This is a genomic window from Leeuwenhoekiella aequorea (assembly GCF_004104375.1).
GTDB classification, from domain to species: domain Bacteria; phylum Bacteroidota; class Bacteroidia; order Flavobacteriales; family Flavobacteriaceae; genus Leeuwenhoekiella; species Leeuwenhoekiella aequorea.
The window spans coordinates 645,090-670,688 of sequence record NZ_QOVM01000002.1; the positions used below are offsets into that span (position 1 = coordinate 645,090).

Sequence of the window (25,599 nt, forward strand, 5' to 3'; positions counted from 1 at the left end):
AGTATAGTATAAAAAAATCCGCTGATAATTCAGCGGATTTTTTATGCCTTAAAGTTTATAAAATTGTTTAGTTAAAATAGAAACCGTTTGGTCCTAATCCAACTGTTATATTCTTTAATAAACTTCCATTTGTTGAATAGATTTCAACAAAACTATCAGAAGAAAAATCTCCTCCGTCAGCGATGTAAATACGACCATCTTTTGCAGCAAAACCATACATTGCGCCATATTGAGATGTAGAACTATAAGTAAGAAGCGCTTTTTCCGGTTCAGTTGTACTGTTTTGTTCCATCACATAAACAGACCGATTGACAGTGAAATAAGCCTTGTCATCTTCTAAAACTAAATTTGATGCTCCACTCAAATCTGAAAATTCTAAAATACTTATTTGCTCTCCATTATCTTTATTAAACACTTCATATGCATTACTAGAAAGTGTATAAATTGAACCGTCTTCTATATCAAAAGAGTTGACTCCAAAAGCAGTAGAAATTGTTCGTACAACAGCATTTGAAGAAGGGTTTATCACATTTATAGTATTTCCATAACCAAAAGAAGAACCATTTACATAGATCAATCCATCTTCTTCTTCAATCTGTTCCGTATAGCTATCGGTTTCAATAGTTGATTCAACAGATAAAGTTTCTAAGTCAATTACCGCAATGAAATCATCATAACTTGCTGGAGGATTATCATTGTCATAAGTATAATCATCAAATGTATTATTATTGGTTACATAAGCTTTACCTTTATATACAACCCCATATTTTGGTACAGTTAAACCTTCATCAATCACATCAATTAACTCAAAAGTGTAACGGTCTACTACAGTAATTAAATTTGATCCATTAGAAATAATGTAAGCTCTATTATTATCATCAAAAAATATTGATTGTGTGTATGCTCCTAGGTCTGCTGCATTAGGATTAGCGCTTGCAAAAATATCTTGCTCCACGTTACTAAGATCGTCACTTATATAAGTTACTGTACCTATTCCACCCTCATTCAATACAAAAAAACCATCAGTATAATCACCTTCGGGAACTTGATCGATAAGATCATCTGTATCATCAGAACAGCTGTTTAAAATAAATACGCTTAACAGCGCTAAAAGTGTAAGTTTATTGATTTTCATTTTTTATTGTTTATAGTTTAAAATTTAAATACATAGTATAGTTTCGACCTGGCATCCAACGATTCTCAACACTTTGATATTCGGTGTCTAAAAAATTATTAATTCGCCAACCCAGTTCAATTTTTTCTGATTTGCCTAGGCGATATCCTAGACTAAAATTACCCACTGAATAGGCATTCAGATTATAACGGCTGTTGTTATCACTACGCGTAAAGACGGATCCTACATATAGAAATTGTAGGTTAGTATGCAGTCGTTTATAGTTATAGTTCAGACTGGCAGTTGCTTTGTGAAAAGGGACATAAATAAGTTGGTAACCGGTTCCTTTATTTTCTGAAAGCGTATACGCATAGGTTGCATTTAAAGAAACTTGGTGATTATATTTAAAATTTTTGAACCAATTTAAGGCAGATTCTAAACCATAAATCTGCACTTCATCTTCATTAACCGGTCTCCAAACCCCATCGCTTCCAGGCAACCAGCGAATCATATCTCTAACAGAATTGTAATATCCTGTGATATTTAAACGCAACGAGTTGAAATTTAAAACAGCACCTAACTGCCCTTGCAAAGATTTCTCTGGATGTAAATCAGGATTTCCTGCTGATGACCAGTACAGATCATTGTATGTAGGAATTCTAAAGTTTCGGGAAGCATTAACATTTAAACTGAAAAAATCACTAAAGTCTTTTGTAGCTCCAACAGAAAACAAAAATGGACTTTCATAATTGGCTGTAGCTTCTTTTCTAAACCCCAATTCGTATTTAAAGTCTGAACCCAACTGATGTTTCATTAAAAGAGCAGCTGCAAAAATATTCCGATCGTTTTCTCCCAAACTGGAACCTTCTCCAGTCGTGTTAGTATTAGTCAAAACGGTATTCAGAGTTAGATCATCTGTAACCGAATAACTCAAATCATATTTTGCGATAAATGTTTGAGCTCTTCCAAAGGTGAACGAATCGTAATTAAGATTTCCGAAGTACTTATAATATTCATCAAGATAAGCTAAACGGGTAATCGAAGTAAATTCTCCAAATCGACTTTCCCACTCCAGCAAATTCTTACTGTTTAAGTCTTGATATTTAGTGGCTGTTTCTGAAGCTCTTATTAATGAAAAATGGCGCTCCCCGTCAAAAAGTTCACTGAAAATTCTGATGGAATTCTTGTTATTAATCTTAAATCCCAGACCTACATTTAAAGCCGTATTCTCAAATTGACCATTTAAATTCTTACTATCATTTGGGTAATCATAGTCGTTATCGCTACTGTTTCGTGACAATGCCAGATTTAAACTCCATTGGTCTGTACCCAATTTAAAATGGTATCGGGCATCCTTGGTGTTGTAACTTCCGTATTGCAGAAAAAGATTATGCGTTTGTTGATCTTCATATGTTAGCCTCGTATTTAAATGCACACTACCTCCTATAGCACCTGTACCATAAACAACACTACCACCACCGCCTCTTACCGATATCTCGCTATATGCGCCGACATTGACTGTATTAAAATCAAGCTGACCATTAAACTGAGAATTTATATTAATCCCATTCCATAAAACAGCTGTTTGAGATGCACCTGTGCCTCTAAAAGAAGGTGAAGAGACCATTCCCAAACCATTTTCCTTAAAATAAACAGGTGTATTAAAATTAAGCATATTGGTAAGAAGGGCACTATTATTACGTAGCAGAGAATCTGATATACTAATCAGATTTCTTCCGGTAGAAAATTCCTTTAATTTAGAATCTGTTAAATACACAGAATCCAAAGCAGTAAACACGCGTTCCTGACCGGTAACCGATAATGTCAAAAGCATTACCGAAATAATAATGTAGTTTTTTAAATACTTCATATGCGCCAGACCTTTATCCCGAAAGTCATTTGTTAAATGTTATTCCTGGCAGGTCTCCTGGCTTGCGTATAAAGATTAACCTTCCCACCTCATAAGGCAGTGGTATTTAAGAACAATCTTCACCATCCGCTAAAGGCGGATTAAGCTTACAGTTGCGGGAACAGCTCAGGAATTTTCTAACTATGAAATAAAAAATACAAAATCATTAAATTTCGTATTGGCTTTTTCTACTTCGTGTGAAATCACCTGATTCCCTTTTAAGTCATTTTTTAGAATAAAAAATGACACCAAAAACTAAAGCGCGAAGTTAATCAAATGTGTTACGCTACCTTGCTTTTTTTAATTAATCTTACTTTTGAAAAATGAATTATTAGATTCGTGATCAATTTTAAACCTATCTTAACCGAAATGCGCACTTCTGCAATCCTACTATTTATTTGTATTTCTGGACTTTTAAACTCTTGTAAAAAAGAAGTAAATAAGAAAATTTCTGTTAGTGACAAAGGAATCAAACAGCAAATCGATTATGCCACTGGTTTTGAGATTGTAGATTATGGAAGTTATAAAATTCTTTCTGTTACAAAGGCTTGGCCAGATAGTGAAGTCGTTTTCAACTATGCTTTATTAAAGGATGAGGCTGTTTTACCGCATGGAATAGAGGTTGATGCTACTATACAAATACCTGTCAAAAATATTGTAGTTACTTCAACTACCCACCTTCCGGCATTAGAATTATTGGGGGTAACTCAAACACTAAAAGGTTTCCCTAACCTTGATTATATCTCTTCAAAAACAGTGAGAAAGCGTATTGCAGCCGGTCAGATAAAAGATTTAGGTCAAAACGAATCTATTAATACTGAAAGTACAATAAGTCTTCAGCCCGATGTCGTAATAAGTTTTGGAGTTGCCGGTGAGAATAAAGCGCTTAATTCTATACAACGAGCGGGTATTCCTGTTTTTTATAATGGGGATTGGGTTGAAAAAACTCCTTTAGGCCAAGCGGAATGGATAAAGTTTTTCGCTGCGCTATATGATAAAGAAGCTATAGCAGATTCTATTTTTAAAGATATTGAAACAAACTATCTTACTTTAAAAAATAGAGCTCAAAATGCTAACTCTAGCCCTACCGTTTTAAGCGGTGCAATGTTCAAAGATGTGTGGTATCTTCCAAAAGGTGAAAGCTGGGCTGCCCAACTTATCGCAGATGCAAATGCAGATTATTTGTACAAAGATACCCGAGGTACCGGCAGTACATCTCTAAGTATTGAAGAGGTGCTTACTACAGCACAGAATGCTGACTTCTGGATTGCTCCCAATTCTTTTGAAAACTATGACGAATTAGGAAATACCAGTGCAGCTTATCAACAATTTAAAGCTTTTAAAGAACGAAAGATTTATGGATTTGCAAGTGCTAAAGGAGAAACCGGCGGCTTAATTTACTATGAATTGGCTTCCTCCAGACCAGATTGGGTTTTGGAAGATCTTGTAGCTATTTTTCATCCTGAACTAGAATTAGATCATAAACCTCATTTTTTTAAAGCTCTTGATTAGTTCTATAAATCATACTCCAAAAATTTTAGTACTGGTTATATTATTAATAGCCTTCTTTCTAGTGAATATAAGTCTGGGAAGTGTACGTATTCCTGTAGATACTATTATTTCTATTCTTCTTGGCAAAGATCACAACCAGGAAGCGTGGACATATATCATAATCGATTACCGAATTCCAAAAGCCATAGCGGCACTTTTAACCGGAAGTGGTCTCGCAGTTTCTGGTTTGATGATGCAAACCCTGTTCAAAAATCCTTTGGCAGGACCCTATGTTTTAGGGATAAGCAGTGGTGCCAGTCTTGGAGTGGCTTTTTTTATTTTAGGTGGTAGCGCCCTCGGGCTTTCATCTATACTTATCCCGGGAAGCTGGGGAACAGTTTTAGCTGCAAGCTTAGGCAGTTTTGCTGTTCTAAGTGTCGTATTGTTAGTCGCTTCACGTGTACGAGATGCAATGGCTTTACTAATTATAGGTCTCATGTTTGGTAGTTTAACTGCTGCTGTAGTAAGCATCTTAGCTTATTTTAGTCCGGCAGAAGACCTACAGCGTTACATGTTTTGGTCCTTTGGAAGCTTAGGAGATATTTCCTGGGGCGCTTTGCAATTGCTCTGTCTTTGTTATAGTTTAGGAATAGTACTAGCATTAAGTATTTCCAAAAGTTTAAATAGTCTTTTATTAGGCGAATCCTATGCACAGTCCATTGGTGTTTCTATACAGAAAAGCAGATTTATTATTCTAATATCTACAAGTATTCTTGCTGGAAGTTTAACTGCATTTGTAGGTCCTATTGCTTTTGTGGGACTTGCAGTACCCCATTTGATAAGACAATGGTTTACCGCATCTAATCACTGGATTCTTATGCCCGCTTGTATGCTGGGTGGTGCTTTACTTTTATTATTTTGCGATACCATTGCACAAATGCCAGGATTAGATTTTACACTTCCTATAAATGCAATAACTTCTATTATAGGGGCTCCTATTGTTATCTGGCTTCTTATTAGAAAAAAGAAACTCCTATTTTAAAATGATCAAGTCTCAAGATAGTCAGAATCTTTATTGTAAAAACCTCTCTGTAGGTTACACAAATAATGGCAATAAGAAGATCATCTTAGAGGATATAAATCTATCTCTCAAAAAAGGAAATTTCATATCATTAGTGGGTATAAATGGTTCGGGCAAATCTACACTATTGCGCACTTTAGCAGGTTTGCAAAAAGCTTTAGAAGGTGAGGTATATCTAGACAAAAGAAAAATCACTGCCATTGATCCAGTCCAAAGATCAAAAACGCTTAGTCTTGTCCTTACTAATCAGCAAATTTCAAAAAACTTAACGGTATTGGAACTGGTCGCCTTAGGAAGACAGCCATATACAAACTGGCTAGGTACTTTAACAGATAGCGATAAAGAACATATTTTAGAAGCTATTAGAGCTACTGAATTGGAAAATTTTAAAAACACCTCTTGTTTTGAATTAAGTGATGGTCAATTTCAGAGAGCTCTCATAGCACGTGCTTTAGCACAAAACACAGAAATCATTTTACTTGATGAACCTACAACTCATCTGGATCTGCACCATAAAGCCTCTATTTTTTTACTACTGAAGAAAATAGCTCATACTCACAACAAATTAATTCTAAGCACAACGCACGATATAGAATTTGTTCTTTCTCTTTGCGATCAAATGATCGTTATCAAAGGAAAAACCTGTATTACTGATACTCCTGATAATTTAATACAATCTGGAGTCTTTGAAAATCTTTTCCCAGATAATACCATTGGTTTCAATACACAATCAAAACAATTTTTTATTAGATAAGACGCATACCTAATCTGTATCTTTGATAGAAATAAATATCAATGAACGAAAGCTTATTATTTTTAGGTATAGGATTAGGCTGTTTACTTCTTGGTTCTGTGCTTGGTTATTTTATTGCACGACTTAAGAATAAATCAGAAACCGGGATGCTTAGCGAGCGCCTAAATCTAAAATCTGAACAACTATCAAAGTCTGAAAATAAATTAAAAGAGCAAAATCTTAAAAGTGAGCATTTACAGCAAAAAAAAGAGTTTTTGCAAAATGAATTGACCAGCACTACTGTAGCTTATGAAAATCTTGAGCAGCGTATAGAGGAGAAAACCGCCGAATTAGAACAGCTACAACAAAAATTTACTAAAGATTTTGAAATTGTGGCAAGCAAAATTTTAGATGAGAAATCCTCTAAATTCACACTTCAGAATAAAGAAAACTTAGACCTTATACTCAAGCCCCTGCACGAGCGAATTAATAGCTTTGAGAAAAAAGTAGAAGATACAAATAAGGAAAGTTTAGGTCGCCACAGCGAACTTAGACAGCAAATTAAGGGACTCGCAGACCTTAATCTTCAAATGAGTAAGGATGCAGATAATCTTACAAAAGCACTCAAAGGTGATTCAAAAATTCAAGGTAATTGGGGAGAGCTTATTCTTACAAGGGTTCTTGAAAAATCTGGCCTAGAATTAGGCAGAGAATACACCATACAAGATAGTCATCTCACTCCAGAGGGTAAACGCCTACAAACAGATGTTCTTATACATTTACCCGACGGAAAAAAAATGATCATCGATAGTAAAGTTTCTTTAACTGCTTTTGAACGTTTTGTTTCCGAAGAAGACTCCACACTTAAAAGCTCTTACTTAAAGCAACACATAATATCTATTAAAAAACATATAGAGACGCTAAGTACAAAAAATTATTATACACTTCTTGAGGAAAGTCCAGATACGGTCTTTATGTTTATACCCATAGAACCCGCTTTTGCGATTGCATCGGCAAATGAACCACAATTGTATGAAGATGCATTTACAAAAAATGTAATTATAGTTACGCCCTCTACACTCCTGGCGGCGCTAAAATTAGTTGAAAATTTATGGCAGAATGATAGACAAAAACGCAATGCGATCGAGATTGCTACGCAGGCTGGGAAACTTTATGATGCTTTTACCTTGCTTACCGATGAACTTGTTAAAATAGGCAATCAATTGGGGACGGTTAGCACTACGTATGAGCGCACTATGACTAAACTTACCGGAAGAGGTAATCTTATAACACGCGTAGAAAAATTAAGAAGTTTAGGTGCTAAAGCAACTAAGCAGCTAGACAGCAATTTAATTAGAAGAGCTAATGATACTTTAGATTATGAAAAAGAAATTTAGAGTTGCATATTGCAAGCCTGTAAATCACTAAGAACTTTAAAATGAAAAAATTACTTCTAATTGTTTTAGCTGCAATATTTGTATTTGCACTACTTTTTTACAGCTTTATATATGCGGTACCTTACAGTGAAGGAACACGTGCCGGTGAACTGATCAAATTTAGTAATAAAGGCGTTTTGATAAAAACCTGGGAAGGCCAGATTAGTCAAGGGATTAGTGGTGCGCAAATATTTGATTTCTCTGTAATGAGTGGAGAAAAAGATGTTATTGAAAAATTGAAAACGTATCAAGGTAGCTATGTAAAACTTACGTACGTAGAACGTTATGCCACGTTCTTTTTTTGGGGAGACACCAAATATTTTATAACTGAAATTTCAAAAGAAAACTCTCCACACTTCAACAGGCAGTAATAAATAACAAAAATTATTAAAATTGAACACGTTTAAGAAAATTGAACAATCTCAGGTAACTATAAGTGAACTTATGTTACCATCACACACTAATTTCAGTGGTAAAATTCACGGAGGTTATATCTTATCACTAATGGATCAGATTGCATTTGCGTGCGCTTCTAAACACTCTGGAAATTATTGTGTAACTGCATCAGTAGATACAGTAGATTTTTTAAAACCTATAGAAGTTGGTGAGCTGGTTGTTATGAAAGCTTCCGTGAATTTTGTAGGTCGTACTTCGATGGTTGTAGGTATACGTGTTGAATCTGAAGATATTCATAGCGGAATTATTAAACATTGCAACTCCAGTTATTTTACAATGGTAGCAAAAAATGATAAGGGAGAAAGTATGCCGGTACCTGGACTGGTTTTAAAAACAGAAAAAGAAGTCCGTCGATTTTTAACAAGCCTTAGAAGACAGGAAATGAAAAAAAATCACCGAAAAGAAACTTCTTTTAATACAGAGCTTCGGAATGAAGATCTAGAAATTCTTCGAAACTCTCATAAAGTTGAGCTTCAGTACTAAGTAAAAAAAAGCGAACCAATTGGTTCGCTTTTTTTTTTGCTTTTTATATTTCTTAGTTCTTTACGAGCTTCTGTGTAAATGAACGTATACCATTATCAATTTGCACCAAATAAACTCCACGTTTCAATTCGCTAACGTCCATTCCGTTTTGAGCCATTGACGAACTCATTAAATTTCGTTTAACCTGTTTACCTAGTACATCATAAAACGTGATCTCTAAAGGATCTGATTCAGCCGGATTTTCAAAAAATATTCTATCCTTTACCGGATTGGGATAAATTTTATAACCTTCTTTATCTTTAGTAAAAAAAGATTTTGAATCAGTCACTTTAATAGCACCTTTCAATCCTTTCTTAGAACTACTTTCAAATGTATAAATACCTTTCTTATCAAAAACGTATTCATATATACTGCCTTTAGTTTGAAATTTACGTAACCCAAAGGATGATGGAGTGCCAAAAGAAGTATTTATAACATTCTGTGGTAAACTCTCTCCAAAAACCCATTGTACGGTATCTCCTACTTCAACTTCTAATGTAGATTGAAGCGACTTAGAACCAGATTTCCAATCTATTATATGAGTTTCTTGGGCACTAATAGATGCTGCAACAATGAAAATAAATATGTATAACCAGGTAAATTTCATGCCATATTACTGTGTTTGAGGTCATTGTAAAGTTAAATAACTTTCACATATTAAATACTAATATTGTGCCATAATTATAATAATCTTTACTTAATGACGTTGCCCACAATTGATTGTTGCAAAAAATTTATCTACTAAGGTACATTTTTCTTCTGGCATAAAGCTCATAAAATGCATCGTCCTTCAAACTATCTATAAATAAGATACTTTCACCTGTACTTTTCATTTCAGGCCCTAGTTTTTTGTTTACATTATGAAACTTATTGAATGAGAATACCGGTTGCTTTATAGCGTAACCTTCTAATTTTGGATTAAAATTAAAATCGGTTACTTTCTTTTCGCCGAGCATAACCTTAGTAGCATAATTTACATAAGGTTCTCCGTATGCTTTAGCAATAAAAGGAACCGTTCTTGATGCTCTAGGATTTGCTTCTATTATATAAACCATATCGTCTTTAATGGCAAACTGTATATTAATTAATCCTACAGTGTTTAATGCCAGAGCAATTTTATGGGTATGATCTTTAATCTGTTGCAATACAAGATCTCCTAAGTTAAACGGAGGCAAGGTTGCATTAGAATCTCCCGAGTGAATTCCGCAAGGCTCTATGTGCTCCATAATCCCAATTATGTAAACATTCTCACCGTCACAAATAGCATCAGCTTCAGCCTCTATTGCTCCATCAAGATAATGATCTAACAATAGTTTATTATTAGGTATTTTACGAAGTAAATCAACAACAGTCTCCTCTAATTCGTCTTTATTTATAACAATCTTCATTCCTTGTCCACCTAACACATAGGAAGGTCTTACCAGTATTGGAAAATCTAATTTGTCTGCGACAGCAAGAGCTTCTTCTGCAGTTTCAGCAACATCAAATTCTGGATAAGGAATATTATTTTCTTTAAGTAATCGAGAAAAACTACCGCGATCCTCAGCTAAATCAAGAGCTTTATAACTAGTGCCGATGATCTTAATTCCGTAGCGGTCTAATTTTTCAGCTAATTTAAGAGCAGTTTGACCACCCAATTGAACAATTACCCCCACTGGGTTCTCGTGACGAATTATATCATATATATGCTCCCAGAATACGGGTTCAAAATATAATTTATCTGCAATATCAAAATCTGTAGATACCGTTTCGGGGTTACAGTTTATCATTATCGTCTCATACCCACATTCTGAAGCTGCAAGAACTCCGTGAACACAGCAATAATCGAATTCTATTCCTTGACCTATACGGTTAGGTCCAGAGCCTAATACAACTACTTTTTTCTTTTCGGTTACTACACTTTCGTTATCTGCAAATCTTTCGCCAGAGGCTAATTGCATATCATTTTCAAAAGTGGAATAGAAATAAGGTGTCTGTGCAACAAACTCTGCCGCACACGTATCTACCAGCTTGTAAACACGGTTAATTTTCAATTCATCGCGCTTAGTTGTTACCTGGCTTTCTAAGCAATCAAGCATATGCGCGATTTGACGATCTGCAAAACCTTTCTGCTTTGCTTCAAGCAATAAATCTCTCGTTAAGGTTTCTATCTTAAATTTACCTATCTCCTTTTCTAAAGCGTCCATTTCTTCAAATTGCTTTAAAAACCACATATCAATTTTCGTTATCTCGTGGATACGACTTAATGGGATTCCCATTTGAATTGCATCATAAATAACAAATACGCGATCCCAACTAGGATAGGTAAGTTTTTCTATTATTTCGTCATAATTAGTATACCCTTTACCATCTGCACCCAGACCATTTCTCTTTATTTCAAGTGATTGAGTTGCTTTATGAAGTGCTTCCTGAAACGAGCGACCTATACCCATAACTTCACCTACAGACTTCATCTGTAGACCTAAAGTACGGTCACTTCCTTCAAATTTATCAAAATTCCAACGAGGGATTTTTACAATTACATAGTCTAGCGTAGGCTCAAATAATGCTGATGTAGATTTTGTAATTTGATTCTGTAATTCGTCTAAATTGTAGCCTATTGCTAACTTAGATGCAATTTTTGCAATAGGATATCCTGTTGCTTTAGATGCCAATGCCGAAGATCTAGAAACACGAGGATTAATTTCAATTGCAATTATGTCTTCTTTATCGTCAGGACTTACAGCAAATTGTACATTACAACCACCTGCAAAATCACCTATCGAACGCATCATATGTATTGCCATATCACGCATTTTCTGATACGTGGTATCACTCAAAGTCATTGCTGGCGCAACTGTTATAGAATCTCCAGTATGAATGCCCATTGGATCCATATTTTCTATAGCACATATAATTACGACATTATCATTTTTGTCACGCAGTAACTCTAACTCATATTCTTTCCAACCCATAAGAGCTTTGTCGATCATCACCTCGTGAATGGGCGAAATCTCAAGACCACGGCTTAAAAGCTCATCAAAATCTTCAGCTTTATAAACTATTGAAGCTCCTGCTCCTCCTAATGTATAAGAAGCTCTAATTACTAGTGGAAAACCAAACTCCTGAGCTATTTCTTTTCCTTTTAAAAATGATGTAGCAGTTGCCTGAGGGGCCATACCTACACCAATTTTTAGCATTAACTCTCTAAATTTCTCACGATCTTCAGTAATGTTAATTGCATCGATATCAACACCTATTAACTCAACTCCAAAATCTTTCCAAATTCCTTTTTCATCAGCCTCAATACATAAATTTAATGCGGTCTGCCCACCCATCGTAGGAAGTACTGCATCAATTTGAGGATGTTCTTTTAAAATTTTAACCAGTGATTTTGTGGTGAGTGGCAACAAATAAACATGATCAGCCATTGTAGGGTCTGTCATTATTGTTGCAGGATTAGAATTAATTAAAATTGTTTCTATTCCATCTTCACGAAGGGAACGTAAAGCTTGTGTTCCAGAATAATCAAATTCACATGCCTGGCCTATAACGATAGGGCCAGAACCGATAATTAAAATAGACTTTAGATTGTTGTTTTTAGGCATTGTTGGCTCAGATTAAGAGTTTTATATAAAATTACGGAAGGCATATTTATAAAAAAAGGTGTTACTTAAAAAAGTAACACCTTATTATATTAACGGTTGTTCACCATTTTTATCTTTTATGTCTTAGCTCAGAAGATACAGATAGTTTTTTTCTACCCTTAGCTCTTCTACGAGCAAGTACTTTACGACCGTTTGCACTAGCCATACGCTCGCGAAAACCGTGTTTATTTTTTCTTTTTCTCTTTGAAGGTTGAAACGTTCTTTTGCTCATTGTGTATCTTCTTTAATCTTCCTTTAACTTTTCTATACTAAAATGCTTTAAGAAGTACCTTCTCAAAAGCTGGGCGCAAATATACAAACACTTTCCATTTCAACAAATGGAAAGTATATTTTTTTTTAGATTGTTTTTATTACATTTGCTCGCTCTTAAAAACACGAGTATATTCACCTGTTAAATACAGGGTAAACAACACTATTATGTTCAATAAAAATATAAAATTAGTTCTTGCTATACTTATTTTCTGCTTGGCAATCTGGCAATTTATAGATAGATCTATAGGCAACGGTATTATGCTTATACTTTTATCGGGTATTTTTATTTTACTTTATTTCAAAAATGAATTTCTAATATTAGCATTTCTCCGCCTCCGCAAGCAAGATTTTGAAGGATCGAAAAAATGGCTCGACAAGATTAAAAATCCTGAAGCTGCTTTAACCAGAAAACAACATGGTTATTATAACTACTTAAATGGTCTTATGTTATCGCAAACAAATATGACACAAGCCGAAAAATACTTCAAAAAAGCGGTTCAATTAGGTTTGAGTATGGATGCAGATATGGCGATGGCAAAAATAAATCTTGCAGGTATTGCAATGACAAAGAACCGAAGACGCGAAGCTGATTTACTTCTTACTGAAGCTAAAAAACTTGACAAGCACAATATGCTTGATGAGCAAATTAAAATGATGAAGAAGCAGATGAAACAAGCTGCTAATATGCCAAAACAACAATACGGAAGAGGTAGAAGATAATATATAGCACTATTCTACACGCTTCAGAAATCTTCAGGTCGATTATTCACTATCAGAAAGTTACGTTAGTTACCTGATTATTTTAACAGGTTATCGATAAGTTTTCGTTATATCTATATCTAGATTTAACTTCGCTATATACGGATTGTATATGGCAAAAAAACTACTCTTTATCTTATTGGTATCTTTCTTTAATTTATCTGCTCAGGAAACTCACAAAACCCTGTTTTCTGAAGCACTCACATTAAACTTAGACGCATATAACACGAAAGTAGATAATGCTTTAGAACGTGGAGAACTCTCATATGCAAAATCCCTTTTAGATACTCTCGTCAAGGATCATTTACAAGGCACCTACATCGATGCCTTAAAATTTGAAAGCCTTAATACTTTTCTTACTTCAACAGAAGATATTGAACGTCCTACCTTAATACTTACCTATGCCTCTTGGTGTATTCCAAGCGAAGGAGAAATTCCCGTTTTAAATAAGATGGCTGAGCGCTATGGTGATATGATAGATTTCGTTGTCTTATTTTGGGATGATAAATCCACTGTAAAAAAGCTGTCTAAGCAATTTGATAAAAAAATACAAGTCGTTTATGTTGATGAAACTCAGAATAAACATATGCGAACTGTAAATCTTTTGAAGCACTCCTTAGGACTCTCATTATCTTTTGTGATCGCAAGTAATGGAGAAATTCTCGACCTCAAAAGAAGACCTGCAAACAAGCTTAATGCGAGTATCAATCAGACACTAAATGAGAATATGAGATTTCTTGTGAGACAAATTGCAGCAATTAATATAGATCTCAATATAAACCTCAAAGATTTACCAGAGTCTCTGGCTACCTTCTAATTTTTAGAAAAAAGTATAAAAAAAAAGGGAACTCTTCAGTTCCCTTTTTTTTTATACTTTTTCTTGTCTACTGTCCTACTGTGTATGTATAAGCTCCTTTTTCAGGAATCTCAATGTAATACTTTTTACCCGAACTATTGTTTAAGTGATCTTCACGTAACCACGGATTATGCAGTTTTAATATTTTATAATTAATACCATATCCTTGAGCAAACTTCACAAAATTTGTAACTGGCGTGTCTATTTCCACTTTGTATGTTGGCACCTTATTATATAAATCTTTATCTGTAAAATTCAAACCATACTTTTTAGGATCTGATAGGATTTCTTTTAAAGCTAGTATTCTAAAAACATATCTACCCGTTTCCTCTCCTAGCAACAAATCATAATAATCGTGAACTTCTTGCTCTCTCAATCTACGGCTTATACCGGCATTTCCGGCGTTGTAACCTGCTGCTGCCAATGTCCAAGAACCTAAATTATTTTTAGCGTTTTTTAAATATTTACAAGCAGCACGAGTCGATAATTCTACATTATAACGCTCATCAACATTATCATTAACCTCCAGACCTAATTCTTTACCGGTAGAACTAAGAATTTGCCAGAAACCTGTAGCTCGTGCTGGAGACACAGCCTGTGTTAATCCACTTTCTATAACAGCTAAGTATTTGAAGTCATCTGGTAAACCCTCTTCTTTTAAAATAGGTTCGATAATCGGGAAATACTTGTTAGCTCTCTTAATTAACAAAAGAGCATTAGATTGCCAGTAGGTATTTACAAGCAATTCTCTATCCATTCGCTCACGAATGTCAGGATCATTTAAAGCTAATTTTTCTCCCGCAAAATCCATTTCATCAGGTAATGGTATAGCATAAACATTGTAATCATTAACCAGTTTTTCCTCCTTCATAATCTCAGGATCTGCACTTTCCTGCTGTACAGCCTGAATGCAAATTGCCGTTGTCGCCACCAGTCCTACACCAGCTAAAATTGATTTTATATTTACCATTATAATAATTTTAAGTTGATCTGCAAATTAGCGATTAATTCCCGATAATTTTTGGCAGATTATTGTTAAACCACTTACATTTTGTAATAATCATTGCGTGTGTTCCTCCTTTTATCGGTATACACTTATCTATATATTTATACGGAAAAACAGGATCGTCAGTTCCGTGTATATGTACTAAATCTTCATTATACTCAGTTTGCTCCCAACATAACATTTGTTGAAGTGCCCAGTTGAGATAAACTGGATTAGTAATCGAAAGATATTTTTGATATAAAGCAACTTTATGCTTCAGCCGATCTCCAATTGCATAATTTGCCAGAGTATCTATGTTACGTACAAGACTTACAGGAGCTATCCTATACAATCCTAACGCCCTACTAAAGCGCATTCGCTTTGGTAATTCATTTTTACTTTTTACACTGCTTATAATTATCGTTTTCTTAGCGGTAATATATTTTGCCATTTCCTGAACAATCACACCTCCAAAACTAACACCTATAAGGACTGGGTTATCTTCCTTAACCTCTTCTAGCATCTTTTTTGCATAGACTTCTAATGTATCATTTGCCTCAGGAATTTTCCAAGATAGTGGATGCAAGGTAAACTGGGTGTCAGGTAATTTTAAATATTCAAATATACTAGGATTGGCAGCCATCCCAGGCATTAAATAAACATGAATCATATAGCTTAGAATTAATGCTTTAACAGTTAAACCTCAATAAAACCATTAAAATTTTGTATATTTGTAACAATATGTTAACATAACTTTATGTTTTAAACATATTCCAAATTCCTTTCTCGAGTTTAACGTAATTTCTTAAAACAAATTTTATATGGATGTAATGACAGCGATTGAATTAACAGACAACGAGTTTTTAAGACAATTTGAGGCCACCATAGATGGTAAAATGGCAAAAATTGAATATTCTCTTCAAGATCGAAAAATTTTTCTGACAAAGATAAAAATGCCGGAAGGAACTGAAGATAAAATGAATGATTTTATCGTTACTGTTTTTAAAGAAGTCGAAGATCGCAACATCAGTCTGGTCCCTACAAGTCCTGAGATCGCAAAGTTTATGAGGTCTAACCGTAGAAAGTATAAAAAATTACTTCCTGTCGGAATCAATATCTAGACTCAAAATTTTAAAATTAAAAAAACCTGCAAAAGCAGGTTTTTTTTTATGCTGTTAAAAGGTTTTCGTTTTCATATTCAAAACGCACTAAGCCATCTTCATCTATTTCTGTAAGTGTAATACTGTGAATAGTATTTACAAGCCCAGGATCCCAAGGAGCTTTAACCTTGACATAATTTTCAGTGAATCCGTGAATGTAACCTTGCTTATTCTCTCCTTCAAAGAGCACCTTATGACTCGTATTTAATTGGGATTCATAAAATGCTCTCCGTTTTTTTGCAGATAATCCTCTAAGCATTTTACTGCGCTTTTTTCGTTGCCTCAAGGGTATCGCATGCTCCATTTCTGCCGCCTTAGTATTTTCACGCTCTGAGTACGTAAATACATGTAAATATGAAATGTCTAATTCATTTAAAAATGTATAGGTATCTAGAAAATGAGCTTCCGTTTCTCCCGGAAAGCCTACAATAACATCTACGCCTATACAAGCATTAGGCATTAGTTTTTTTATTTCAGATACACGATCTGAATAAAGTTCGCGCTTATATCTTCGACTCATTTTACCCAGTAATTCATTATTCCCACTTTGAAGCGGAATGTGAAAATGAGGTACAAAAGATTTTGACTCAGAGACAAGTTTTATGGTTTCATTCTTAAGAAGATTTGGCTCTATACTAGAAATGCGTAAACGCTCAATCCCATCTACATTATCTAACGCTTTAACAAGATCCAGAAAAGTATGCTCGTGCTTTTTATTACCAAACTCTCCTTTTCCGTAGTCACCAATATTTACACCCGTCAAGACGATTTCTTTAATATCCTGAGCTGCTATCTCCTGCGCATTCTTAATTACGTTAACAAGTGTATCACTTCGCGAAATACCACGAGCAAGCGGAATGGTGCAATACGTACATTTGTAATCACAACCATCCTGCACTTTTAAAAATGCGCGTGTGCGATCTCCTACTGAATAAGAACCTACATAAAAATTTGCATCTTCGATCTCACAGCTATGCACTTCTCCCATATCATTTTTAGAGAGATCATTTAGGTAATCTGTTATCTTGAATTTTTCTGTGGCTCCTAAAACAAGATCCACGCCATCAACATCTGCAAGCTCTTCGGGTTTAAGCTGGGCATAACAACCTACTGCCGCAACAAAAGCATCGGGATTGATCTTTTGAGCCTGCTTTACGATTGTTTTAAAACGTTTGTCTGCATTTTCAGTTACACTACAGGTATTAATTACATAAATATCTGCTGATTCACTAAAATCAACTCGCTCAAAACCTTCACTTTTAAAACTGCGGGATATGGTAGCTGTTTCCGAAAAATTAAGCTTACATCCCAGTGTATAAAAGGCTACTTTTTTACCTGCTTCGTTCATTAGAATCTTCTTCACAATTGGTTACTTTTGCTTTTCTTTCGCTTATGCGAAAAAATATAGCGCCAGTTTAAGACTGCAAAGTTAACTACAATAATTTTATTGCTAAAGCTTTGCGTCAATTCCAAGTTTATTAGATCAAAATGATCCTAAACACGATGCTGATGTATTGCAAAAAACATTTTCATTTAAAAACTAATCACCAATTACCACATTGATATTCAAAGCTATAAAGTCACTTCTACTAGTATTAAGTTTTAGCACGTTTTTTATTTCTTGTGATTCAAAAGAGAATTTTTCACAAGAACTAAAGGTGTTTAGATACAATGAGCATTACAATGTAGCAACATTAGATCCTGCATTTGCCCGTAATCCTCCTATTATTTGGCCTACAAATCAACTATTTAATGGTTTAGTACAGCAAGATGATTCTTTAAACATCAAACCAGATATTGCTAAAAGTTGGGAAATTAGTGATGACACAAAAACCTATACCTTTAATCTTCGCAAGAATGTATGGTTTCATAAACATTCTCAATTTGCAAATGTAGACAGTACACGCACAGTGACAGCTGCTGACTTCGTATATAGTTTTAATCGTTTGAAAGACCCTAGAATTGCCTCTCCCGGCAGTTGGGTTCTAAGTAATGTAGAGCACTATAACGCAGTTAATGATTCTACCTTAGTCATTACTCTTAAAAAAGAATTTCCTGCATTTTTAGGATTACTAGCAATGCGTTATTGCTCTGTTGTACCGCACGAAGTAGTTGATTACTTTGGCACTGAATTTAGATCAAATCCTATAGGAACAGGTCCCTTTAAATTTAAAAGATGGGAAGAAGGTGTTAAACTCGTTCTTAGAAAAAATGAGAATTACTTTGAAAAAGATGAAGATGGAATTCAACTTCCATACTTAGAAGCTATAGCTATTACTTTTTTACCTGATAAACAAAGTGAATTTCTGCAATTTGCTCAGGGCAATCTGGACATGCTAAATAGTCTGGATCCTTCCTATAAAGATGAGTTACTAACTGCAACAGGCCAACTTCAAGAAAAATATAAAGAAAACGTAAATACGATTACCGGTCCGTTTTTAAATACCGAATACTTAGGTTTTTTCTTATCCAGCAATGAAGATGAAGTACGCTCTTTAGCACTAAGAAAGGCTGTTAATCTTGGTTTTGATCGTTTAAAAATGATTAAATATTTAAGAAACGGTATAGGCACACCGGCAAATGCAGGTTTTATTCCCTCTGGTCTACCCGGATTTGGAACATCAGGATTTGAATATAATCCTGTTGAAGCTCGAAAGTTAATTGAGCAGTATATTAAAGAAAGTGGCAATACTTCACCATCAATCACAATAGGTACAAATAGTCAATACCTTGACATTTGCGAATACATACAAAGGGAGTTAGGCAAACTTGGATTATTAATTAATATTGATGTCATGCCACCCTCTACTCTTAGACAATTAAAATCGACTGGGAAATTGGATTCATTTAGAGCCAGCTGGATTGCAGACTACCCAGATGCAGAAAATTATCTATCATTATATTACAGCAAGAATTTCACTCCAAATGGACCTAACTATACCCATTTTAAAAGTGCTGAATTCGATAAATTATATGAAGAGAGTTTCAAAATTTCTGATATCGAAAAACGAAAAGTTCTTTATAAAAGAATGGATTCTATTTTAATATCAAAAGCTCCATTTGTTACGCTTTATTATGACCAGGTTATAAAATTTGTTCATAAGAATGTCACCGGACTCATTGCAAATCCGCAGGACTTTCTTGTTCTTAAGCGTGTTAAAAAATTACCTTTAGATTAGTTCTCAAATCGATTGAACATTTAAGGTTGGAAACTTTAATACCTTCTAAACTTTGCAGTTTCATCAAATATATGCTGAAGGATTGCAGCCTCTTGCTCATCAAAAGCTATATTTCGTCTTTCAGTCACAAGTTTTGCTGTTTGAAAAGCCTTTTCAGTTTTATAGGTAGTGAATCCACTAGCGCCACCCCAAGAAAACGAGGGTACAAAATTACGCGGAAATCCGGTTCCAAAAATATTTACACTTACACCAATTACAGTGCCCGTATTAAACATTGTATTAATACCACATTTACTATGATCACCCATTATAAGTCCGCAAAACTGAAGTCCTGTTTTAGAGAAACCTTCTGTTTCATAATCCCACAAACGTACCTCTTCATAGTTGTTTTTAAGATTACTATTGTTAGAATCTGCACCAATATTACACCATTCTCCTAGAACAGAATTTCCTAAAAATCCGTCATGACCTTTATTTGAATATGCCATTAGCACCGCGTTATTAATCTCTCCACCTACTTTACAGAAAGGACCTATTGTTGTGCCTGTATATATTTTTGAACCCATTTTTACAGTAGCTCCTTCACACAAAGCAAAGGGACCACGTATAAGCGCTCCTTCCATAACCTCTGCATCTTTACCTATATAAATAGGGCCTTCAGATGCGTTTAACGTACAGAAATTAAGAGTTGCTCCTTCTTCAATAAATATGTTTTCAGGATTAATAACCTGAACACTTTTAGGAATTTTCACAGATTCGCGATCTTGAGTTATCAACATATAATCAAGCTCGATCGCACGATGATTTTTACTGAAAATATCCCAGGTGTGTTCAATTTTAAAGAGGGCTTTCGCTCCTATCTCAATTTGAGTATATTCATCAAAATCGATTTCCTCCTGTGTGTCTTGAGTATAAAAGGCTATTACATCTTCGCCGTCAAAAATAGCTTGTCGCGGTTTTAGATCTAGAATCGCTTCAACTAAATCATCTGTAGGTAAATATGAGGCGTTAATCATCACATTATCTTCAAACTCCACCATAGGGAATTTTTCAGATAAATATTCTTCAGTAACAGTTGATGTAGTGCTACCAAGGTGCATCTCCCATTTACCCCTAATCGTTAAAATACCTAATCGCAAATCTGCAACAGGTTTAGTGAATGTTAAAGGTAAAAGCTTATTCCGTGAGGGACCGTCAAAAAGAATATAGTTCATGATGTTTGCTTAAGGTAGAAACTGTTCAGTTTATCTGCTAATATCGTACAAACCGAACTTTTAAATCATAGATTCAGGATCTCAAAAGTAACCAAATACTGCGAATTTTCATTACTCAAAATACCATAAATAAATTGCCATTCTCCTCAGAGTTGAGAATGATATTTTGTGCTGAGCTGGGCCTATGTTTATATTCTTAACTAAGATAAAAAAAAGCTCCTTAACTTTCGTTAAGGAGCTTTCTATTGTGAAAAATGTTAGGGCTTAGTTACCACCTTTTTCCATTTTCTTTTTAAGTGCTGCAAGAGCGTCATTAGCGTCTCCTAAAGTAGGTGCACTAGCTGCTGCAGAATCAGCTGCTTTCTTAGCTGCCTGCTTAACAATCTTAGCTTCCTCTTCTCTAAACAATGAAGTATGCGATGCAACTACACGTTTAAAGTCTTTATTAAACTCAATGATCTGGAATTCGGCGCTATCACCTTTTCCTAATTTGCTACCATCTTCTTTTTCTAAATGACGACCTGGAACAAATGCCACGATGTCTTCGTTAAACTCGATAGTTGCTCCCTTGTCTACTACGTCGCTAATTACACCAGTGTGTTTTGTACCTACTGCGAAATCATCTTCGTACTTATCCCAAGGATTTTCTTCTGTTTGTTTATGACCTAAACTTAATTTACGACCATCAACATCTAGTTCAAGAACTACAACCTCTAGCTTATCGCCAATGTTTGTAAATTCTGAAGGATGCTTGATTTTCTTAGTCCAAGAAAGATCTGAGATGTAAATAAGTCCATCAATACCTTCTTCTAATTCTACGAATACTCCAAAGTTAGTGAAGTTACGTACAATACCTGTATGACGTGATCCTACAGGATACTTAGTAGTAATATCTGTCCAAGGATCTTGAGATAATTGCTTGATACCAAGAGACATCTTACGCTCATCACGATCCATAGTAAGAATTTGAGCTTCTACTTCATCACCAACATTTACAAAATCTTGAGCGCTACGTAAGTGCGTAGACCAAGACATTTCAGAAACGTGGATTAAACCTTCTACTCCTTCTTCTACTTCAACAAAAGCACCGTAATCTGCGATTACAACTACTTTACCTTTTACTTTATCACCTATGCTTAAAGTTTCACTTAGAGCATCCCATGGGTGCTTCTTAAGTTGCTTAAGACCTAGTTGAATACGTGTTTTATCCTCATCAAAGTCAAGAATAACAACGTTTAATTTCTGATCAAGATCAACGATCTCATTCGGGTGGTTGATACGAGACCAAGAAAGATCTGTAATGTGTACCAATCCATCAACACCTCCAAGATCAACAAATACTCCGTAAGAAGTAATGTTTTTAACAGTACCTTCAAGTACCTGACCTTTTTCAAGCTGCCCAATGATTTCTTTTTTCTGCTCTTCAATATCAGCTTCGATAAGTGCTTTATGAGAAACAACAACGTTTTTAAATTCTTGGTTGATTTTCACAACTTTAAATTCCATTGTTTTGTTCACATAAGCATCGTAATCACGAATAGGCTTAACATCGATTTGAGAACCTGGTAAGAAAGCTTCAATACCAAATACATCTACGATCATACCACCTTTTGTACGAGCCTTTACAAAACCAGTAACAATAGTACCTTCTTCGTGAGCTTTATTAACACGATCCCAAGCCTTAATAACACGAGCTTTACGGTGAGAAAGAACTAACTGACCTGTAGCATCTTCACGTACATCAATTAATACTTCAACCTTATCTCCTACTTTAAGATCTGGGTTGTAACGAAATTCGTTAAGTGAGATTACACCTTCAGATTTTGCATTGATATCAATAATAGCATCACGATCTGTGATATTGATTACTGTACCTTCAACAACCTCATCATCAAGAGTATCTACAAAATTTTCTGCTACTAACTTCTCAAATTCATCTAACTTGTCTTCATCGATTGGGTCAATACCTTCCTCGTAGTTGTGCCAGTTAAATTCTTCTAGAAATTTTTCAGGATTTGCTTGAGAAGCAGTTTGGTGGTTCTTTGGCGCTGCTTGTGCAGTGCTTGTTTCTTCAACTGCAGGAGCAGTTTCCGGATTTTGGTTTTCTTCAGCCATTTGCTGATTAATATTTGTATTTTACGCTTTCGCGGAAGCTAAACAACACAAAACCATAAAAGAGGTTTGATTACTTTTCAACACTACCAGCAACGCTAATAATGTAGTCCTTTTGTGCTTCCTTACATTGTCAAAAGGTGTGCAAAATTACATAAAGTTTTCTTATTTTGATATTTAAATCATAAAATATGTTTGGAGAAGTTTCCATAGAGGCATTTCAAGGGCAAACAACTCGCCACGAGTTGTTTGGAAAAAGCTGGAAGACTCAAAATCCGAGAGCAGTTGTATGCATTATTCACGGTTTTGGGGAGCATATAGGCAGATATGATCATGTGATTAGCGAATATACAACTAGTAATATCTCTTGCTATGGCATTGACTTACCGGGTCACGGTAGATCGAATGGGAAAAAGGGAACTGTACAATCACTTCAAGATTATATTCTAGCTGTTGATTTTATTTATGAAAAGGCTGTTCTTGAAAATAAAGATTTACCTGTGTTTCTATATGGGCATAGCATGGGAGGTGGTATTGTATTACGATATTTGTTGCTTACAAGTCTTCCTCCAGCCGGAGCAATTATAACATCTCCTTGGCTCAGTCTTGTAAAAAAGCCCAATGCTTTTGAACTTGTTTTGGGTCGTATGCTTTTAAGTTTTGGTTTTAATAAAAATCAAACTGCTAATCTTGACCCCAATTCGTTGTCTCGTGATGAATCTGTAGGAAAAAATTATCTCAAAGATCCGCTAGTTCACAACACAGCATCTATATGCTTATATTTTGCTATGAATGACAATGGAGTTTATCTGCTAGACCGTTCATTTGATTTTAGAACGCAAATTTTACTTGCTCACGGCACTGAGGATACTATTACAGATTTTAAGGCTTCTAAAACTCTCGCTAAAAGACATCACGACCAGATTACATTTAAAGAATGGAAGGATCTCAAACACGAAACGCATAATGAAACAAATAGCTATGAAGTGCTAAACTATTATAAAAATTGGATTCTGGATAAATCATAAAATAAAAAACCCTCTCTGTAATACAAAGAGGGTTTCAAAAATTGTAAACCTGATTTAACTATCCGTTAAGACGCATAATCGCTTTTTCATTTACAAATTCTTTCAATCCAAAACCACCATGTTCCCTTCCGTGCCCAGAATTCTTTACTCCACCAAATGGCATATTAGGCTGAGCTAAACCAAAACTATTTATAAACACCATTCCAGTGTCAAAATGATTCTTAGCTAATTCAAAAGCTTTCTTCTCATCTTTGGAAAAGATGCCCCCACCTAGTCCAAAACGACTATCATTAGCAATTCGCATAGCATCCTCATTATCTTTAGCCTTAATTAAAGATGCTACAGGTCCAAATAATTCATCGTCATAAGCCGGTTGGCCCGGTTTAACATTACCTAAAATTGTAGCGGGATAATAAAATCCATCCCCATCTGGCATTTTACCGCCACAAAGAACTTCGGCTCCATTTGTAACACTTTCCTCTACCTGGTCGTGCAATTTTTCACGTAAATCTTTACGGGCCATTGGGCCAATATCATTGGATTCATCAGTAGGATCACCAAATTTTAAATTGCGCATTCCTTCAACAAATTTCTTTTTAAATTCGTCATAGACTTTTTCAGCAACTACAAAACGTTTTGCAGCTACACAGGTTTCACCATTATTATAGATTCTACCTTTAATACTCCATTCGACTGCCGTATCAATATCTGCATCTTCTAATACTAAGTACGCATCATTAGACCCTAATTCTAATACGGTCTTTTTGAGAGCCTTTCCGGCTTTCTCAGCTATAATCTTACCTGCATTACTACTACCGGTAAGTGTAACTCCTTGTACATGTTCATTCTCTATAATAGTGTCAGATTGATCATGGCTTATACGTAATACCGTAAATAAATTTTCTGAAAGTCCAGATTCTTTAATTATCTCCTCTATAAGCAATGCAGAACCAGTGACATTTTCGGCATGTTTAAGTAAAATACTGTTACCTGTCATTAGATTAGCAATTGTATAACGCATCACCTGATAGGTGGGGAAATTCCAGGGTTGTATCCCATAAATCACACCTAATGGCGAGTAAGTTATAAGTCCTTTACCACCATCTGGTAAGGTACGCTCTTCATCCTGTAATTCTTTGGGTCCGTTTTCAGCAGTATAATCACATATACCTATACACAAGTCAACTTCTTGGACTCCTTGAGGAAGCATTTTCCCCATTTCCTCAGTCATTAATTTTACAAGCTTATCCTTATTTTTCTCAAAACTCTTACCAATATTTTTGATGTGTTTAGCACGCTCTTCTAAAGAAACATTTTTCCACTTTAAAAACGCTTTGTGCGATGCCTCCACAGCTTCTTTTGCTTCAGAATCGCTCATTAATTTGTAAGAGTTTATTTTTTTTCCGGTTGCCGGATTTATAGTTTCTAAATATTCTTGTTTAGAATCTGATTTACTTTTTTGTTGATCTAGTGTCTCAGTACTCATTTTTATTCTTTTTTGTAGCATTAAGGAGATTCGTTGATTTTAATAGTATCGCAGAAAAACCTATATAATTTTACATAAAATTAAAAAACATACATCGTACGGCTTATCCTTTTAATAAAGCCTTAAGTGCATCTTATAATATATTTATGAGAAAAGAACGCTCTTAGCGTTTGAGAAGT

General features: G+C 34.9%; 22 protein-coding genes and 1 riboswitch. Of the genes, 11 read left to right on the forward strand and 11 right to left on the reverse strand.

Annotation, left to right across the window (positions count from 1 at the left end):
- Window positions 1-67: 67 nt before the first annotated feature.
- The gene (locus tag DSM00_RS06880) at window positions 68-1,135 is read right to left on the reverse strand and encodes a YncE family protein (RefSeq protein ID WP_128757286.1); all 1,068 of its coding nucleotides are present in this window, start codon (window positions 1,133-1,135) and stop codon (window positions 68-70) included.
- A 10-nt stretch (window positions 1,136-1,145) separates the two neighbouring features.
- Window positions 1,146-2,984: a TonB-dependent receptor plug domain-containing protein gene (locus DSM00_RS06885; protein WP_128757287.1), complete on the reverse strand. Its 1,839-nt coding sequence runs from the start codon at window positions 2,982-2,984 to the stop codon at window positions 1,146-1,148.
- Window positions 2,985-3,014: 30 nt separating this feature from the next.
- Window positions 3,015-3,291, reverse strand: a riboswitch (cobalamin riboswitch).
- A gap of 101 nt (window positions 3,292-3,392) precedes the next feature.
- On the opposite strand from DSM00_RS06885, the gene DSM00_RS06890 reads away from it, so the two are divergent.
- The 6 genes from DSM00_RS06890 (at window position 3,393) to DSM00_RS06915 (ending at window position 8,703) form a co-directional block, all read left to right on the forward strand.
- On the forward strand, window positions 3,393-4,535 hold the full coding sequence (locus tag DSM00_RS06890; protein ID WP_128757288.1) for an ABC transporter substrate-binding protein: 1,143 nt from the start codon (window positions 3,393-3,395) through the stop codon (window positions 4,533-4,535).
- A complete protein-coding gene (locus DSM00_RS06895; protein ID WP_128757289.1) occupies window positions 4,528-5,556 on the forward strand; it encodes an iron ABC transporter permease in 1,029 nt (342 codons plus the stop codon). The genes DSM00_RS06890 and DSM00_RS06895 overlap by 8 nt, the downstream gene beginning before the upstream one ends.
- 1 nt (window position 5,557) lies before the next feature.
- A complete protein-coding gene (locus DSM00_RS06900; protein ID WP_164916306.1) occupies window positions 5,558-6,349 on the forward strand; it encodes an ABC transporter ATP-binding protein in 792 nt (263 codons plus the stop codon).
- Window positions 6,350-6,390: 41 nt separating this feature from the next.
- Window positions 6,391-7,725 carry a DNA recombination protein RmuC gene (locus DSM00_RS06905; protein WP_128757290.1) on the forward strand — a complete coding sequence of 445 codons (1,335 nt, stop codon included), beginning with the start codon at window positions 6,391-6,393 and terminating at the stop codon, window positions 7,723-7,725.
- 41 nt (window positions 7,726-7,766) lie between these two features.
- Window positions 7,767-8,135 carry a 6-phosphogluconate dehydrogenase gene (locus DSM00_RS06910; protein ID WP_128757291.1) on the forward strand — a complete coding sequence of 123 codons (369 nt, stop codon included), beginning with the start codon at window positions 7,767-7,769 and terminating at the stop codon, window positions 8,133-8,135.
- Between the two features lie 73 nt (window positions 8,136-8,208).
- Entirely contained in the window at window positions 8,209-8,703 is a 495-nt protein-coding gene (locus tag DSM00_RS06915) for an acyl-CoA thioesterase (RefSeq protein ID WP_128757401.1), read from the forward strand.
- Window positions 8,704-8,755: 52 nt separating this feature from the next.
- Here DSM00_RS06915 and DSM00_RS06920 read toward each other — a convergent pair whose 3' ends face one another.
- The 3 genes from DSM00_RS06920 to rpmH form a co-directional block, all read right to left on the reverse strand.
- Entirely contained in the window at window positions 8,756-9,349 is a 594-nt protein-coding gene (locus DSM00_RS06920; protein ID WP_128757292.1) for a T9SS type A sorting domain-containing protein, read from the reverse strand.
- Window positions 9,350-9,476: 127 nt separating this feature from the next.
- Entirely contained in the window at window positions 9,477-12,329 is a 2,853-nt protein-coding gene (carB, locus tag DSM00_RS06925; RefSeq protein WP_128757293.1) for a carbamoyl-phosphate synthase large subunit, read from the reverse strand.
- A gap of 109 nt (window positions 12,330-12,438) precedes the next feature.
- Window positions 12,439-12,600: a 50S ribosomal protein L34 gene (gene rpmH / locus DSM00_RS06930; protein ID WP_028374856.1), complete on the reverse strand. Its 162-nt coding sequence runs from the start codon at window positions 12,598-12,600 to the stop codon at window positions 12,439-12,441.
- Between the two features lie 206 nt (window positions 12,601-12,806).
- Here rpmH and DSM00_RS06935 point away from each other — a divergent pair, with 206 nt between their 5' ends.
- Both DSM00_RS06935 and DSM00_RS06940 read left to right on the forward strand, forming a co-directional pair.
- The gene (locus DSM00_RS06935) at window positions 12,807-13,361 is read left to right on the forward strand and encodes a DUF2892 domain-containing protein (RefSeq protein ID WP_128757294.1); all 555 of its coding nucleotides are present in this window, start codon (window positions 12,807-12,809) and stop codon (window positions 13,359-13,361) included.
- A gap of 151 nt (window positions 13,362-13,512) precedes the next feature.
- Entirely contained in the window at window positions 13,513-14,217 is a 705-nt protein-coding gene (locus tag DSM00_RS06940) for a TlpA family protein disulfide reductase (protein WP_128757295.1), read from the forward strand.
- A 67-nt stretch (window positions 14,218-14,284) separates the two neighbouring features.
- On the opposite strand, the gene DSM00_RS06945 is transcribed toward DSM00_RS06940, so the two are convergent.
- Window positions 14,285-15,226 carry a lytic transglycosylase domain-containing protein gene (locus DSM00_RS06945; protein ID WP_128757296.1) on the reverse strand — a complete coding sequence of 314 codons (942 nt, stop codon included), beginning with the start codon at window positions 15,224-15,226 and terminating at the stop codon, window positions 14,285-14,287.
- 34 nt (window positions 15,227-15,260) lie between these two features.
- Entirely contained in the window at window positions 15,261-15,911 is a 651-nt protein-coding gene (locus tag DSM00_RS06950) for an alpha/beta hydrolase family protein (RefSeq protein ID WP_128757297.1), read from the reverse strand.
- Between the two features lie 151 nt (window positions 15,912-16,062).
- Here DSM00_RS06950 and DSM00_RS06955 point away from each other — a divergent pair, with 151 nt between their 5' ends.
- Complete coding sequence (locus tag DSM00_RS06955; protein WP_128757298.1) at window positions 16,063-16,362, forward strand: GNAT family N-acetyltransferase; 300 nt, start codon at window positions 16,063-16,065, stop codon at window positions 16,360-16,362.
- A 46-nt stretch (window positions 16,363-16,408) separates the two neighbouring features.
- Here the strand turns inward: DSM00_RS06955 and mtaB are convergent, their stop codons facing one another.
- Window positions 16,409-17,749 (reverse strand): tRNA (N(6)-L-threonylcarbamoyladenosine(37)-C(2))-methylthiotransferase MtaB, encoded by a 1,341-nt coding sequence (mtaB, locus tag DSM00_RS06960; RefSeq protein WP_128757402.1) that lies wholly within the window; start codon window positions 17,747-17,749, stop codon window positions 16,409-16,411.
- Window positions 17,750-17,960: 211 nt separating this feature from the next.
- Between mtaB and DSM00_RS06965 the strand changes: the two genes are divergently transcribed.
- Entirely contained in the window at window positions 17,961-19,580 is a 1,620-nt protein-coding gene (locus tag DSM00_RS06965; RefSeq protein ID WP_394365796.1) for an ABC transporter substrate-binding protein, read from the forward strand.
- A gap of 35 nt (window positions 19,581-19,615) precedes the next feature.
- Here DSM00_RS06965 and DSM00_RS06970 read toward each other — a convergent pair whose 3' ends face one another.
- The gene (locus DSM00_RS06970) at window positions 19,616-20,794 is read right to left on the reverse strand and encodes a GlmU family protein (protein WP_128757300.1); all 1,179 of its coding nucleotides are present in this window, start codon (window positions 20,792-20,794) and stop codon (window positions 19,616-19,618) included.
- 264 nt (window positions 20,795-21,058) lie between these two features.
- Window positions 21,059-22,909, reverse strand: coding sequence for a 30S ribosomal protein S1 (gene rpsA, locus DSM00_RS06975; protein ID WP_128757301.1), 1,851 nt, complete (start codon window positions 22,907-22,909; stop codon window positions 21,059-21,061).
- A gap of 188 nt (window positions 22,910-23,097) precedes the next feature.
- On the opposite strand from rpsA, the gene DSM00_RS06980 reads away from it, so the two are divergent.
- On the forward strand, window positions 23,098-23,934 hold the full coding sequence (locus DSM00_RS06980) for an alpha/beta hydrolase (protein WP_128757302.1): 837 nt from the start codon (window positions 23,098-23,100) through the stop codon (window positions 23,932-23,934).
- A 58-nt stretch (window positions 23,935-23,992) separates the two neighbouring features.
- On the opposite strand, the gene DSM00_RS06985 is transcribed toward DSM00_RS06980, so the two are convergent.
- A complete protein-coding gene (locus DSM00_RS06985) occupies window positions 23,993-25,420 on the reverse strand; it encodes an NAD-dependent succinate-semialdehyde dehydrogenase (RefSeq protein WP_128757303.1) in 1,428 nt (475 codons plus the stop codon).
- Window positions 25,421-25,599: the final 179 nt, after the last annotated feature.